This is a genomic window from Streptomyces sp. NPDC007025 (genome assembly GCF_042869455.1).
GTDB lineage: Bacteria > Actinomycetota > Actinomycetes > Streptomycetales > Streptomycetaceae > Streptomyces.
Genome location: NZ_JBIAFT010000008.1, coordinates 138927 through 152077, shown reverse-complemented (window position 1 = coordinate 152077; position 13151 = coordinate 138927). Strand labels below are relative to the sequence as shown.

General features: G+C 72.3%; 7 protein-coding genes. 2 read left to right on the top strand and 5 right to left on the bottom strand.

The annotated features are described in order from the left end of the window. Positions 1-174 precede the first annotated feature (174 nt). Both tmk and topA read right to left on the bottom strand, forming a co-directional pair. Positions 175-3591: a dTMP kinase gene (tmk, locus tag ACFYMO_RS17360; protein WP_388547210.1), complete on the bottom strand. Its 3417-nt coding sequence runs from the start codon at positions 3589-3591 to the stop codon at positions 175-177. 223 nt (positions 3592-3814) lie between these two features. Beyond that, the gene (gene topA, locus ACFYMO_RS17355; protein ID WP_388547207.1) at positions 3815-6760 is read right to left on the bottom strand and encodes a type I DNA topoisomerase; all 2946 of its coding nucleotides are present in this window, start codon (positions 6758-6760) and stop codon (positions 3815-3817) included. A gap of 209 nt (positions 6761-6969) precedes the next feature. Between topA and ACFYMO_RS17350 the strand changes: the two genes are divergently transcribed. Together ACFYMO_RS17350 and ACFYMO_RS17345 are read left to right on the top strand one after the other, a co-directional pair. Then, a complete protein-coding gene (locus ACFYMO_RS17350) occupies positions 6970-7359 on the top strand; it encodes an NINE protein (RefSeq protein ID WP_366773374.1) in 390 nt (129 codons plus the stop codon). 50 nt (positions 7360-7409) lie between these two features. Next, positions 7410-7835, top strand: coding sequence for a DUF2752 domain-containing protein (locus ACFYMO_RS17345; RefSeq protein ID WP_388547204.1), 426 nt, complete (start codon positions 7410-7412; stop codon positions 7833-7835). Between the two features lie 121 nt (positions 7836-7956). On the opposite strand, the gene ACFYMO_RS17340 is transcribed toward ACFYMO_RS17345, so the two are convergent. From ACFYMO_RS17340 to ACFYMO_RS17330, 3 genes are all read right to left on the bottom strand, one after another. Beyond that, positions 7957-9552 carry a class I SAM-dependent methyltransferase gene (locus tag ACFYMO_RS17340; protein WP_366773372.1) on the bottom strand — a complete coding sequence of 532 codons (1596 nt, stop codon included), beginning with the start codon at positions 9550-9552 and terminating at the stop codon, positions 7957-7959. A gap of 52 nt (positions 9553-9604) precedes the next feature. Continuing rightward, positions 9605-10177 carry a small secreted protein gene (locus ACFYMO_RS17335; protein WP_366773371.1) on the bottom strand — a complete coding sequence of 191 codons (573 nt, stop codon included), beginning with the start codon at positions 10175-10177 and terminating at the stop codon, positions 9605-9607. A gap of 392 nt (positions 10178-10569) precedes the next feature. Further along, positions 10570-13005 (bottom strand): sodium-translocating pyrophosphatase, encoded by a 2436-nt coding sequence (locus tag ACFYMO_RS17330; protein WP_366773370.1) that lies wholly within the window; start codon positions 13003-13005, stop codon positions 10570-10572. Positions 13006-13151: the final 146 nt, after the last annotated feature.

The following is a 13151-nucleotide window of genomic DNA, read 5'->3' as shown; positions in this document are numbered from 1 at the left end:
GCCGGGCCGGGGCGACGTCCGGGGTTCCGGCCGGGGTGCTGCGCGCACCCGGCCGAGTCGACGGCGCGGTCGGCCGAGCGACGGCCCCCGACACCCTCAGCGGCCGGCGGACGGGTCGGCGGGCCAGGGGCCCGCCGGCCGGTCGTCCGCCCTCAGCCGTCATGCCGTCCGCCGTCAGCGACGGCGGCGGTCCTCGTCGTGCTGCGGGTCGTGCGGGCCCAGCAGCTCGTCCGCCAGCGTGGGGACGTCGTCCATGGGGGTGTCCTCCGCCCAGGAGGGGCGGGGGCGCTCCCCCTCGTCGACCTGGGGCAGCTCCCGGGTACGGTCCTCGGCGTCGTCCGAACCGGAGGCGGAACCGGAACCGGAGGCGGAATCCGCGTCCGCGTACCGCTCCCGGGGGTCCACCTGCGGGAGGACGGCCGTCTCGCCCGCGTCCTGGGACTCGGGGACCCGGGGGACCGCCGTCGTCGTGTCGCTGTCCGCCCCGCCGTTCTGCCCGCCGGACCCGTCGGAGACCTGGGGCAGCACGGTCGTCTCGTCGTCGGACGGGCCGCTGCCGGGGCGCGGCAACTGCGTGGTGTCCTCCGCGTCCGGACCGGGGGCCTCGTCCCGCGAGCCCACGTGCGGGATCTGCGCGGTGTCCGCCTCGGCGCCGTCCGGCGAGCGGTCCTCGGAAACCGGCGTACCGGAAGCGGAACCCCCGGATGCCGCACCGGCGCCGGAAGCGGAGTCGGCACCCGGCGCCTCGGCGGACTGCGCGGCGTGCGCGTCGGCCCCCTCGCGCCGCGCCCGCTCCGCGGCCTCCGCCTCCGCCTCCGCGTCCGCCTCGGCCTTGGCCTTGGCCTCGGCGGCCGCGGCGGCCCGCGCCTGCTCGGCCTTCAGCAGGGCTTCCTCGGCCTTGCGCTGCCGCTCCAGGCGACGCTCCTCGGCCTCGGCCCGGAGCCGCTTCTCCTCCTCGGCACGCTTGCGCAGCCGCTCCTGCTCCTCCTCGTGGGCCCGCTGCTCGGCCTCACGCCGCTCGCGTTCCTCCTCGGCGATCCGGCGGGCCTCCTCGGCCTGCTTCCGGGCCTCCTCCGCCCGGCGGGCCTCCTCACGCTGGCGCGCCAGTTCCGCTTCGCGGCGCTTGCGCTCCTCCTCCTCGCGGCGGAGCTTCTCCAACTGCTCCTGGCGCTCGCGCTCCTTGCGCTCCTCCTCCGCCTTGCGGCGGGCCTCCTCCTCGGCGCGCCGCCGCGCCTCTTCCTCGGCCCGCTTGCGTGCCTCCTCCTGGGCCTTCTTCTCGGCCTCGGAGAGCGGCAGCACCTGATCGAGCCGGTGCCGGACGGCGGTGGTGACGTTCCCGGGCTCCTGCCCGGCGTCGACGACGAGGTAGCGGGCCGGGTCGGCGGCCGCGAGGGTGAGGAAGCCGGACCGGACCCGCTGGTGGAACTCGACCGGTTCGGACTCCAGCCGGTCCGGCGCCTCCGTGAAGCGCTCGCGGGCGGTCTCGGGCGCGACGTCGAGCAGCACGGTCAGGTGCGGCACCAGTCCGTCGGTCGCCCAGCGGTTGATCCGGGCGATCTCCGCGGGGGACAGGTCGCGGCCCGCGCCCTGGTAGGCGACGGACGAGTCGACGTAGCGGTCCGAGATGACCACTGCGCCGCGTTCCAGCGCGGGGCGGACGACCGTGTCCACGTGCTCGGCGCGGTCGGCGGCGTACAGCAGGGCCTCGGCGCGGTGCGAGAGCCCGGTCGAGGAGACGTCCAGCAGGATCGAGCGCAGCCGCTTGCCGACCGGGGTGGAGCCGGGCTCCTTGGTGACGACGACCTCGTGGCCCTTGGCCCGGATCCAGTCGGCGAGCGCGTCCACCTGCGTGGTCTTGCCCGCGCCGTCGCCGCCCTCCAGGACCAGGAAGAATCCGCTCCCGGCCGGGGTCTGCCGGGGGCGGCCGCCGCCGAACGCCGCCACCAGATCGCGCCGCAGCGGCACGCCCTGCCGGTCGTCGGTGCGGCCCAGCAGGATCGCCCCGACGGGCAGCAGCAGCGCGCCGACCAGCATCAGCGTGAACGAGGCGCCGCCATGGTCGAAGACGAACGACCCGTTCTCCACCCGGTGCGGACCGATGAACGCGGCCAGTACGGGCGCCACGATCGCGCCCACGGCCAGCGACAGCCGGACGACCGCCTGGAGGTGCTCGGTCGCCCGGGCGCGGCGGGATTCCTCGGTCTCCTGGTCGAGCAGGGTGTGCAGGGTGTTGGCCGCGATGCCGCCGCCGAGCCCGGCCAGCAGGGCCAGCGCGATGACGGTCGCGGTGTCGGGCACCAGTCCGGCGGCCAGCAGCAGGATGCCGGTCAGCCCGGTGACGAGCGCGAGCAGCCGGCGCCGGGAGAGGGACGGCACCGTGTGCGGCGCCAGTCGGATCCCGGCGACGGTGCCGCCGGTCAGCATCAGCGCGAGCAGCCCGAAGGCGACGGGCCCGCCGCCCAGGTCGGCGGCTTGCAGCGGGGCGAGGGCGACTGCCGAGGCGATGGCTCCGCCCACGGCGCCACCGGCGACGACGAGGAGCGGCACGGCTCCCGTGCGCCCCTTGTCGGAGCCGCCGTCCGCCGTCCGGGGCCGGCGCAGGCCCTCCAGCGGGGAGCGGGGGCGCGGGGTCTGCCCGTCGGGCAGTTCGAGGAAGTACCCGACGGCGGCCGCCGCGGCGAACAGGCCGGCCGCCACGTACGAGGCGAGCGCGGCCTGGTGCGAGCCGAACCAGTCGACCCCCGTGGCGAGCAGATTGCTGAGCAGGGTGACGACGACGAGTCCCGCCGCCGCGACGGGCAGTGCCACGAAGCCGGAGCGCAGCCACAGGCGGCGCAGCGCCTCGCTGTGGTCCGGCAGCGGCCGCAGGGCCGTGCCCTCGGGCGGCGCGGCCGGCAGCAGTGCGGGGGCCGCGCTGTCCCTGGTCACGGTGGAGACCCGCTCGGCGACGCCCGTCACGAAGACGGTGATGAGCACGACGGCGAACGCGCTGCCGGGCGTCCAGTCGACCCACAGCGGTGCGATGATCAGTGCGGCGACACGCAGTGCGTCGGCGCCGAACAGCGTCCACCGCCGGTCCAGGATCTTCTTTCCGGCGCCGGACCCGCCGCCGCTGGTCTCGCCGTCGCGGGCCGGGACGCCGCTCTTCCCGGCGTCCGCCCCGGGGCTCGTTCCGTCGTCCGCACCGGCGTGCGGTGCGGGGTTCGTCCCGGAGTCCGTTCCGGTCTGCGTTGCGACTCTCGTCCCGCGGTTCTCCTTGACTCCGCTGACCAGCGCGGAGACCGGGCCCAGCAGGACGGCGCCGAACAGCAGCGTGGACAGCAGCCGCAGCCCGAAGACCGTGGCCACGACCAGTGCCATGCCGCGGTATCCGCCGCCGAAGACCGGGTCTCCCGCCACGCCGCGCACGGCCGCCGCCTGCATCGCCAGCAGCAGCAGCACCAGGAGGCCCAGCATGTCGCCGATCCCACTGGTGAACTGCGCGGTCCACAGCCGCCGCAGCGGGGGGAAACGCAGCAGCGCGGTCACGGCACCCTCGCGGGATTCCGCTGCGAGGGCGTCGTCCGGGGCAGTTGGGGGCGAAGACTTCATCCCGCCAGCGTATAGGGAGGAGGCCGGCACCTGGATCCGTACCCGAACATCTGTGTGCTACAGCTCCGCAACCGCTGCGTCGTCACACCGCCGCGGCGCGCTCCTCGGTCCCTCCGGCGTCCCGGCGTCCCGGCAGCCTGACGTCCCCGCGTCCTGGCCCGGCGTCGCGGACCCCGGAGTCCGGGGTCCGCGACGTGCCACGGTGCGGCGGCGCCGGGCCGGCTCACTCCTCCGCGGACTTCTCGGCGGGCGTCTTCTTCGCGGTGCTCTTGGCGGCCGTCTTCTTCGCGGACTTCGCGGGCGCCTTGGTGGCCGCCTTGGTGGCGGTCTTGGTGGCGGTCTTGGTGGCCGTCTTCTTCGCCGCCGTCTTCTTGGCAGGCGCCTTCTTCGCCGCCGTCTTCTTCGCCGCCGTCTTCTTCGCGGGCGTCTTCTTCGCGGGCGCCTTCTTCTTGGCGGGGCCCTTGGCCCGCTTCTCGGACAGCAGCTCGAAGCCCCGCTCGGCGGTGATGGTCTCGACGTCGTCGTCCCGCCGCAGGGTCGCGTTGGTCTCGCCGTCCGTCACGTACGGCCCGAACCGGCCGTCCTTGACCACCACGGGACGCTCCGTCTCCGGATCGGTCCCCAGCTCCTTGAGCGGCGGCTTCGCCGCTGCCCTGCCGCGCTGCTTGGGCTTGGAGTAGATCTCCAGCGCCTGCTCCAGCGTGATGCCGAAGATCTGCTCCTCGCTCTCCAGCGAGCGGGAGTCGGTGCCCTTCTTCAGATAGGGGCCGTAGCGCCCGTTCTGCGCGGTGATCTCGTTGCCGGACTCGGGGTCGACCCCGACGACCCGCGGCAGCGACAGCAGCTTGAGCGCGTCCTGCAGCGTGATGGTGTCCAGGGACATCGAACGGAACAGCGAAGCCGTCCGCGGCTTGACCGCGTTCTTGCCCGTCTTCGGCGTGCCCTCGGGCAGCACCTCGGTCACATACGGCCCGTAGCGCCCGTCCCGTGCCACGATCGGGCGGCCGGTCTCCGGGTCGGTCCCGAGTTCGAAGTCGCCGCTGGGCTTGGCCAGCAGCTCCTTGGCGTAGTCGACGGTCAGCTCGTCCGGCGGCAGGTCGTCCGGGACGTCGGCACGCCGGCCCGGCTCGCCCTCCTGCTGGCTGGGCCCTTCCACATAGGGGCCGTACCGTCCGACGCGCAGCATGATGCCCTCGCCGACGGGGAACGAGGACACGCCCTTGGCGTCGATGGCGCCGAGGTCGGAGACGAGTTCCTTGAGGCCGCCGAGGTGGTCGCCGTCACCGTTGCCCGCCGTGGCGGCCGCACCGGTCTCCTCCCCGCCCTCGCCGAAGTAGAAGCGCCGCAGCCACGGCACGGCCTCCGCGTTGCCCGCGGCGATGCGGTCGAGGTCGTCCTCCATCCGGGCGGTGAAGTCGTAGTCCACGAGCCGGCCGAAGTGCTTCTCCAGCAGCCCGACCACCGCGAAGCTCAGGAAGGACGGCACCAGCGCGGTGCCCTTCTTGAAGACGTAACGCCGGTCCAGGATGGTGCTGATGATCGACGCGTAGGTGGAGGGGCGCCCGATCTCGCGCTCTTCCAGCTCCTTGACCAGCGTCGCCTCGGTGTAGCGGGCCGGGGGCTTGGTCGCGTGGCCGTCGACGGACATCTCCTCGGAGCGCAGCGGGTCGCCCTCGGCGACCTGCGGCAGCCGCCGCTCCCGGTCGTCCAGTTCCGCGTTGGGATCGTCGGCGCCCTCCACATACGCCTTGAGGAAGCCGTGGAAGGTGATGACCTTGCCGGTGGCGCTGAACTCGGCGTCCCGGCCGTCCGCCGACCGGCCGCCGACCTTCACCGTCACCGACTGCCCGACGGCGTCCTTCATCTGGGAGGCGACGGTCCGCTTCCAGATCAGCTCGTAGAGCTTGAACTGGTCCCCGGTCAGGCCCGTTTCCGCAGGCGTGCGGAACCGGTCGCCCGAGGGGCGGATCGCCTCGTGGGCCTCCTGCGCGTTCTTGACCTTGCCCGCGTAGGTGCGCGGCTTCTCCGGCAGGTAGTCGGCCCCGTAGAGCTGGGTGACCTGGGAGCGGGCGGCCGAGACGGCCGTGTCGGAGAGCGTGGTGGAGTCCGTACGCATGTAGGTGATGAAGCCGTTCTCGTACAGCTTCTGCGCCACCTGCATGGTCGACTTGGCGCCGAACCCGAGCTTCCGGCTCGCCTCCTGCTGAAGAGTCGTCGTACGGAAGGGAGCGTAGGGCGAGCGGCGGTAGGGCTTGGACTCGACGGACCGGACGGCGAACTCGGTGTTCTCCAGTGCCGCCGCCAGCGAGCGGGCGCCCTCCTCGTCCAGATGGAGGACGGCGGACTGGTCCTTGAGCCGGCCGTCCGCACCGAAGTCCCGGCCCTGGGCGACACGGCGCCCGTCGACCGTGGTCAGCCGCGCCCCGAAGGTCGCCGGGTCACCGGAGGCACCCGTGCCGGAACCCGCACCCGAGCCCGCCGGCGCCGAGGCATCCCCCGCCTGCCCCGTCGCGAACGTGCCGGTCAGGTCCCAGTACTCGGCGGAGCGGAACGCCATGCGCTCCCGCTCCCGCTCCACGACCAGCCGGGTGGCCACGGACTGGACCCGGCCCGCCGACAGCCGCGGCATGACCTTCTTCCACAGCACGGGCGAGACCTCGTACCCGTACAGCCGGTCCAGGATGCGGCGGGTCTCCTGCGCGTCGACCAGCCGCTGGTTGAGGTCGCGGGGATTGCGGACGGCATTCTGGATGGCGTCCTTGGTGATCTCGTGGAAGACCATCCGCTTGACCGGGACCTTGGGCTTGAGCACCTGCTGCAGATGCCAGGCGATGGCCTCGCCCTCGCGGTCCTCGTCAGTGGCGAGCAGCAGTTCGTCGGACTCGGCCAGCAGCTCCTTGAGCTTTTTGACCTGGTCCTTCTTGTCGCTGTTGACGACGTACAGCGGCTCGAAATCATGATCGACGTTGACGCCGAGGCGGGCCCAGGGCTCACCCTTGTACTTCGCGGGAACCTCGGCCGCACCGCCGGGAAGGTCGCGGATGTGCCCGACACTGGCCTCGACAACGTAGCCAGGGCCGAGATAGCCCTTGATCGTCTTGGCCTTGGCAGGCGACTCGACGATCACAAGTCGGCGCCCACCATTTGCTGTCTCGTGGGTCGGGGACAACTTCTGCTCTTCTCTCCGGTCGGTTTCGAGGAATCACTCCGCAGCGCTATCGCTGCGGAGTGTGACGGTACCTCCCGCCCCCATGTCAAACGGGAAAAGTCGGCAACGCCACTCGAACGGTAACCCGACAACCAGCCGTCCCGCCGCTCGGCGGCTCTGGCAACATGTCCGGGGCACATCACCAGGTACCGCTCGACCTCGGAGGTCTTGTGTCCGACCCGAATCAGCCCGGCTACGGCTATCCCCAGCAGCCGGGACAGAACCCTTACAACCAGCCGCCCGGTCAGCCGGCGTACGGCTACCCGCAGCAGCAGCCGATGGGCGCCATGCCCGGCCAGTACACCGGGGACCCGAACGCTCCGTACGGTTACGACCCGTACGGACGTCCGCTCTCCGACAAGTCCAAGATCGTCGCGGGGGTGCTCCAGCTCTTCATCGGCGGCCTGGGAATCGGCCGGTTCTACACCGGCCACGTGGGCATGGGCATAGCCCAGCTCTTCACCTGCGGAGGCCTGGGCATTTGGTCGCTGGTCGACGGCATCATCTTCCTGACCAGCGACAGCCGCACCGACAGCGACGGCCGCATCCTGCGTGGCTGAGGCTGCCGAACGCCCCGGGGGAGGGCGCCGCGACACGAGGGGAGGCACCCATGGCGATCATCGACGTCCCTGCTGCCGTGGGCCGACTCCGCGCCGCCCTCTCCCACCCGGCCGCCCCGCCGCTCGCCACGGCGGCGGCCGGCCTGGCAGGCGCCTGCTATCTGTGGGGCACCGACCCGCACACCTCGGGCAACCTGCTGCCCCGCTGCCCCTTCAACTGGGCCACCGGACTGCTCTGCCCCGGCTGCGGCGGCACGCGGATGGCCTACGACCTGATGCACGGCGATGTCACCGCCGCACTGCACGACAACGCCGCGCTGCTCACCGTCGGCCTGCCCGTCGCCGTCTACCTCTCCGGCCGCTGGCTCTCCGAGGGGCTGCGCGGCCGGCGCTGGGCCCCGCGCATGAGCACCCGCGGCAAGGTGGCCGTACTGAGCGCCGCCGTCGCCTGGACCGTGGCCCGGAACCTGCTCTGACCCCGGCGGGCCGCTTCGGTGGACTTCGGTGGACCGGGATCGGCTCCGGCGAGCCCGGCTCCTGATTTCTGACTCCCGGCCATCCGGCTCCCGGCGGTCCGACCGCCGTCCCTCGGGAGTGTCAGTCCAGCACCGGTGTCAGGAACCCCTGTTCGACCAGGAGTCTGATCGACTCCGGTGTGCGCGCCCGCAGCTCGGCCGGATCCTCACCCAGGAGCTGGCCGATGGCGTCCAGGATGCGGCCCGCGGTCAGCGTCCCGTCGCACACCCCGGCGAACCCGGCGCCGACCGTGTCCACCGTCGTCGCCCGCCGCATCCCCCGGTTCTGCCGCAGCACCACGTACTCCGGATCCTCCGCACCGGGTGCCCCGACCTGCTCCTGGACCACCTCGTCCGCGAGGAGGAAGCGGTACTCCAGCAGCTCCGCGTCACCGGTCCGGCGCAGGAAGTCCTGACGCTCGAAATGCGTCCGGATCACCTCACCCAGCGGCTGCTCGACCGGGTGCGGCCACTCCTCGGCACGCACAGAGGGGGACTCGGCGTCCGTGCGCCGCAGCGTGACCCAGCCGAACCCGACCGCCTTGGTACCGCGTGCCGCGAACTCGTCCAGCCAGGCGTCATAGCGCTCCGCGTACGCGGCGGCGCCGTCCCGGTGGTCGCCCGCGTCGCGCAGCCACAGTTCCGCGTACTGGGTGACGTCCTGCACCTCCCGCTGCACGATCCAGGCGTCGCACCCCGGCGGCACCCAGGAGCGGACGCGGTCCCGCCAGTCCGCACCCTCCTGGTGCTCCCAGTTGGCCAGCAGCTGGCAGTAGCCGCCCGGAGCCAGATGGCGGGCCGCCTGCTGGACGAGGTGGCGGCACATGTCGTCGCCCGCCATGCCGCCGTCGCGGTAGGTCAGCCGGGCCCCCGGGGAGATCACGAACGGCGGGTTGGAGACGATCAGATCGTACGGCTCCTCGCCGGCCACCGGCTCGAACAGCGAGCCCTCGCGCAGCTCCGGCTCGGCGGCACCGGACAGCGCGAGAGTCAGCCGGGCGAAGCGCAGCGCCCGCGGATTGAGGTCGGTGGCGGTGACCTGCGTGGCGAACCGGCCGGCGTGCAGCGCCTGGATCCCGGACCCGGTGCCGAGATCCAGCGCGCGGTCGGCCGGGGTGGGCACCATGATCCCGGCCAGCGTGGTGGAGGCGCCGCCGACGCCGAGCACCACGTCCTCCCCCGGGCGGGCGGCGCCGGCCCCGCCCGCACCGCCGGGCTCGCCCGACTCGCGTGGGCCGCCCACGCCGCCCGCACCGCCCACGGCGCAGCCGCTGTCGCTGACGACCCACCAGTCCTGGCCCTCCGGGCCGCTGTAGGGGCGCACGTCGACAGTGGCGCGTACGGCTTCCGCGGGGCCCTCCGCCGCGGCCGGGTCCGGCACCCGCTCCAGCCAGCGGTCGGCCAGTACCGCGTCGACGGGCAGCACGGCACGCGCGCTCCGGTACGGCACGGCCTGCTGCAGCAGGAAGAGGCGGGTCAGCATCGCGAGCGGACCCCCGTCCCGGGTGGCGCGCAGCGCCGGGACGGTCTCGCCGCGGGCGAGGGCCGCGTAGGCGGGGGCACCGAGGAGGTCCAGAAGGCCGTCGGCGGTGAATCCCGCGGCGGTCAATGCCTCGCGCACCCTGCGGGTGCTCTCGGTCGTGGGCTCGGGAAGTGCGTCAGTGCTCACCCGCGCCATTCTCCTTCGCTCCCGGGCCGCCACGCCGCCGGGGGCGCGGGTCGCCGTGTCCTCAGGAGCCGCCCTTGGTCACACCCGTCTTCTTGCAGCTCTCCTGCTTGCCCATCGCCTTGCCGACCTCGCCCTTCTGCAACTCCTGGAGGGCCTTGTCACCACTCTGCCCCAGGGACTTGAGCTTGGCGGCCACGGAGTCGAGCCCCTCGTCGAACTTGTCGTCGGTGGGGAGCTTGTCGGTGGCGACCTTGAGGTCGTGGTATTGGTCCGCGATGTGGTCCAGTTCCTTGACCGCGTCCTTCTGCAGCGTCTCGCCGTCGTCCACGGGAGGCGCCCCCGCCTTCTTCACCGCAGAGGCCATGGCCTGGTACGCGTCGGAGACCTTCTGGAACCCGGCGGAGTCGGCCTTCTTGACCTCTTCGGGGGACTTGGTCGCCTGGGACGCGTCGGCGATCGAGGCGTTGGCCTGATCGATCTTGTTGAGCTGAGGCTGGAGGTCGTCGCAGACCTGCTTGGCCCAGTCGTCGGTCTTGCCACTGTCGTCACTGCAACCAGTCAGCGCGAGTACGAGCGCCGCACCGCCGGACAGCGCCGCCGCGAGCTTCTTGTTCACCGGATCGGTCCCTTCCATGGCTGTTCGGCCCGGAACATACACGCCAGAGCGGGAGTGACGACGAGCCGGAAGAACCTTATGCCTACTATTGCAGCCATTTGCACCAACAGTTGGGCGCGACATCCCACACGCTCCCGCGCCGCCCGTCCTGCCGTGCTCCCGTGCTCCCGTGCTCCCGTGCTCCCGTGCTCCCGTGCTCCCGTGCTCCCGTGCTCCCGGCGGACGGGACGCGGGCGGGCATACCGGAAGTGGCCCGGGGAGACGCGGCGAGCGGGCGGGACGCCAACGCGTCCCGCCCGCTCGCCGGTTGACGGCCACCGCTCGCGGCCGTCGTACGGCCCTGGCCCGGCCCTGCGGCGGTACCGCCGCGAACCGGTGCCGGCCGCCCGCTCCGGCCCGGTGCCCAGGGGCTACGAGGCAGCCACCGGGTCCACCGGATCCGCGGGATCGACCGGCGGGTCGGAGGGCTCGGCGCGCCGCTCGGCGGTGTTCTCGTCCGTCACGGCGACACCGCGCCGCTTGGACAGGTACACGGCGCCCACGACGACCGCCACGGCGACCAACGAGACCACCACCCGCACGCCGACGCTCTTGTCCTCGCCGTAGCTGAACTGCACCACGGCCGGTGCGATCAGCAGCGCCACCAGATTCATCACCTTCAGCAGCGGGTTGATCGCCGGGCCCGCGGTGTCCTTGAACGGGTCGCCGACCGTGTCGCCGATGATGGTGGCCTCATGGGCCTCGCTGCCCTTTCCGCCGTGGTGGCCGTCCTCCACCAGCTTCTTCGCGTTGTCCCAGGCGCCGCCCGAGTTGGCGAGGAAGACGGCCATCAGGGTGCCGGCGCCGATCGCCCCGGCGAGGAACGCCGCCAGCGCACCGACCCCGAAGGTGAAGCCGACCAGGATCGGCGCCATCACGGCCAGCAGCCCCGGAGTCGTGAGCTCCCGCAGCGCGTCCTTGGTGCAGATGTCCACCACCCGGCCGTACTCGGGCTGCTCGGTGTGGTCCATGATCCCCGGACGCTCCCGGAACTGCCGCCGCACCTCGAAGACGACCGAACCCGCGGAGCGGGACACGGCGTTGATGGCGAGCCCGGAGAACAGGAACACCACCGCGGCCCCGAACATCAGCCCGACCAGCGTGCTGGGCTGGGCGATGTCCACGAGTTCCAGCATCTTGCCCGCGCTCTGGTCCGCGTCGGTGAGCGCCTGGGCCAGTTCGGTGCGGTACGAACCGAAGAGCGCGGCGGCGGCGAGCACCGCCGTGGCGATGGCGATGCCCTTGGTGATCGCCTTGGTGGTGTTGCCCACCGCGTCCAGGTCGGTGAGGACCTGGGCGCCCGCGCCCTCGACGTCGCCGGACATCTCCGCGATGCCCTGCGCGTTGTCCGAGACGGGCCCGAAGGTGTCCATGGCGACGATCACGCCGACGGTGGTCAGCAGCCCGGTCCCGGCCAGCGCGACGGCGAACAGCGCCAGCATCACGGTGCCGCCGCCCAGCAGGAACGCGCCGTAGACGCTCAGCCCGATCAGCAGCGCCGTGTAGACGGCCGACTCCAGGCCGATGGAGACGCCCGAGAGCACGACCGTCGCCGGCCCCGTGAGGGAGGTCCGGCCGATGTCCCGCACCGGCTTGCGGGTGGTCTCGGTGAAGTAGCCGGTCAGCTGCTGGATGACGGCGGCGAGCACGATGCCGATCGCGACCGCCACGACGGCCAGCATGCGCGGGTCGCCGCTGTGCCCGAGGATCTCCTGCGCGTCGTCTCCCGAGACGCCCTTGAGGTCCGCGTAGCTGGAGGGCAGGTAGGTGAAGGCGGCGATCGCCACCAGCGCGAGCGAGATCACGGCCGAGATGAAGAAGCCCCGGTTGATCGCGGTCATCCCGCTGCGGTCGGCGCGGCGCGGCGCCACGGCGAACACGCCGATCATGGCGGTGATCACCCCGATGGCGGGCACGAGGAGCGGGAAGACCAGCCCGTCGTTGCCGAACACGGCGGTGCCGAGGATGAGCGCGGCCACCAGCGTCACGGCGTACGACTCGAACAGGTCGGCCGCCATTCCGGCGCAGTCGCCGACGTTGTCCCCGACGTTGTCCGCGATGGTGGCCGCGTTGCGCGGGTCGTCCTCCGGAATGCCCTGCTCGACCTTGCCGACCAGGTCGGCACCCACGTCGGCGGCCTTGGTGAAGATTCCGCCGCCGACCCGCATGAACATCGCGATCAGCGCGGCGCCGAGGCCGAAGCCCTCCAGCACCTTCGGCGCGTCGGCCGCGTAGACGAGCACCACGCAGGCGGCACCGAAGAGCCCGAGCCCAACGGTGAACATTCCGACGACCCCACCGGTGCGAAATGCGATCTTCATCGCCCGGTGGGAAACCGCGGTGAGATCGCCGGACGCTTCCTCGGCGCCCGGCGCCGGGGTCGCCTCACGGGCCGCGGCGGCCACGCGCACATTACTGCGCACCGCGAGCCACATGCCGATATAGCCGGTCGCCGCCGAGAATCCGGCACCGACCAGGAAGAACAACGACCGGCCGATCCGCTGCTGCATATCGTCGGCCGGCAACAACATGAGCAGGAAGAAGACCACCACCGCGAATACCCCGAGGGTACGCAGCTGCCGCGCCAGGTAGGCGTTCGCGCCCTCCTGCACGGCGGCGGCGATCTTCTTCATGCTGTCGGTGCCCTCGCCCGCGGCGAGCACTTGTCGTACCAGCACCATGGCGACGCCGAGCGCTGCGAGCGCGACAACCGCGATCACGATCGCGAGTCCCCGGTTGCCACTGGTCAGCTCTGCGGCGTCCGCGAGGTACTGGGGTTGGTGGAGTGGGCTGAGATGCCCCGCCATTCGTCCTCCTTGACGTTTGGCACATGGGCGCGCGCAAGCACGCTCAGGCGTCCTGCTGCAAAGATGTGGACGGATTGTAGGGAGCGCCACCAGATCAAAACAGAGCGCAGCAGCGAGAATTCGCCGGGATCGGCGAAGATCAGCCG